Source organism: Erwinia psidii (assembly GCF_003846135.1).
GTDB classification, from domain to species: Bacteria; Pseudomonadota; Gammaproteobacteria; order Enterobacterales; family Enterobacteriaceae; genus Erwinia; species Erwinia psidii.
In genome coordinates this window covers 1-1,839 of record NZ_RHHM01000037.1, presented here as the reverse complement: position 1 = coordinate 1,839, position 1,839 = coordinate 1, and the positions used below count along the sequence as shown (strand labels likewise).

Here is a 1,839-nt window from a genome sequence, read left to right as displayed (position 1 = left end):
TTAAATCACAGTCTCTGACACTCCAGTGCCTGCATTTTCTGTGCGAACTTCGCATCGTGAGGTAAGACAAACCTTCAGCCGCATCAGGCCAGGAGTGTGATTCCGCTGGAAACTTCAGGGCTGAAAACAATAAATACAGGCTAAAGCTTTCCTTTTTCTCGCGTAGAGACTGTCAGAAAACTTTCGTGATGCTGCGTTTTTTACTGCGCAGTGACCCCGAGAAAAATCTTCCGTGCCTCGCCTGTGGGTTGGTGGTTTCGGTGAAATACCGTATTTAATGAAAATCAATCAGTTATTAACGTTTTCAGGGGGCGGTCTGAATAATGCGCGATATACGGGCAGTGTTGAAACGTTGGGGAGAATGGGCGGCCGTTTTGCATGGCTCGTGGTCTGTGCCACCTTCCGGGGAGTGCTGGCGGGCAGAAGGTGAAACAGGCTGACAAAAAACCTGTTCATTTAATTTATTGATTAATATCTGAATAATAGATACTGAAACAGTGAAACCGGTAAAATAAAGCTCACATATGCGCGCGTAAAGTCTCATTTCCTTTTTGCTATTGATACCACGTTGTAATCTTCCCCACGTTCCAGCGCCAACAGATCAGCCCCCAGCGCCAGCCCTGCACGGGGTTCATCGAAATACGGATGGCGGTTATAGATACCTTCCACGCCCTTGATACGGTGATTCAGGCAGCGTTAGGTTACAATAGGATCAACCCCCAGCGCCGTTAAATGGGAGCGGCCAGTGCGCCGGAAGTCGTGGATAGTGAAATTGGGTACGCCTGGCATTTCACGTCGTACCTTTGCCAGAGCGACCATGCTCTGTACCCAAGCTGGATCAAAGTGCTTTGGGTACAAAATAAATGCGCGATGTTATGACATCATATGCGACAGCATGAAATTAAAAAGCCCGCAATTAGCGGACTGGATTGGTTTTCTGCTACTGAGAGCGACAGTATGCAACTTGAATCTGTTTGTTGAGTGTTGGTGTGTAAGCCCTGTGGTATATGGCACTGTCATAATGCGTTTTTCTTTTTGTCTACACCCTTGTGTACACGGAAAAGTACATTGCCACCCTTCAAAATTTACCGTGTTATTGACGATCAGAATATTGTTCATGCACCGGGGATACTTTTAACCAAATCCCCCGGTGCTGATCTGCTACGACTGTAAAACAGGGCAGGAAGAAAAAAGTATTTTGAAAGCCACCGCTGAGAGGTAAAATTAATTAGAATTGCTCTTAATTATTTTTCCTTCATTATTAATACGGTATTCGCCATCATTTACTGTAAATATAGTGCCTCTGTTCTTGCTGAAACTAATTGAAAACACCCTGTCTTTTTCAATGCAGTTTACAGGAGAAGGCATATCAATAAAGCAAAGTCTGTCATATTTTCCTTCTTCTTTATAACCCTCTCCAAATAACCAAACGGTCAGATAAAAATAGCCATTTCTATCAGGCTTTGGAATGCCATATTTATCTTTTAACATATCCTTATTTTTTAACCACCAGTTAATTTTTCCTTTATCAGTCGGCGGGAAACTGGTGACCAAAACATCACTGAAACCACTACTTCTGTGATGAACGGCTATGATCTCCACAGGACGAAGAGACAACCAAAGCCAGTAGCTAAGTAGCACGCAGCCAGCGAGAAAGAGCGGAACAATAGTTTTCTTATTTTTCACTCTCATTTGCGAGTTCCTGTAATTTCTATGGTGGCTTCCATATTGGTCATGAATGGCTTGAAGCAAAACTGATTGTACCGCTGGAGAATAAACCAGATGCGGAAAAAATGGAACTGGCTGAATTTTGTGTTCAGAATATCATCACTATCCAGA

Annotated in this window: 1 protein-coding gene and 2 pseudogenes; all 3 read right to left on the bottom strand. The window is 43.6% G+C overall.

Translation table 11 applies throughout. The annotated features are described in order from the left end of the window. Window positions 1-540: 540 nt before the first annotated feature. Window positions 541-816, bottom strand: a pseudogene (locus EB241_RS20720) (hypothetical protein); the annotation flags it as partial. A 408-nt stretch (window positions 817-1,224) separates the two neighbouring features. Further along, a complete protein-coding gene (locus EB241_RS20715) occupies window positions 1,225-1,692 on the bottom strand; it encodes a DUF943 family protein (protein ID WP_124234940.1) in 468 nt (155 codons plus the stop codon). Next, window positions 1,676-1,839, bottom strand: a pseudogene (locus tag EB241_RS20710) (DUF3289 family protein); the annotation flags it as partial. The gene EB241_RS20715 and the pseudogene EB241_RS20710, both read right to left, overlap by 17 nt.

What these genes read in the sequence shown, in the direction of transcription:
- EB241_RS20715 (WP_124234940.1), bottom strand. Translation starts at nt 1,692, where the DNA reads ATGAGAGTGAAAAATAAGAAAACTATTGTTCCGCTCTTTCTCGCTGGC.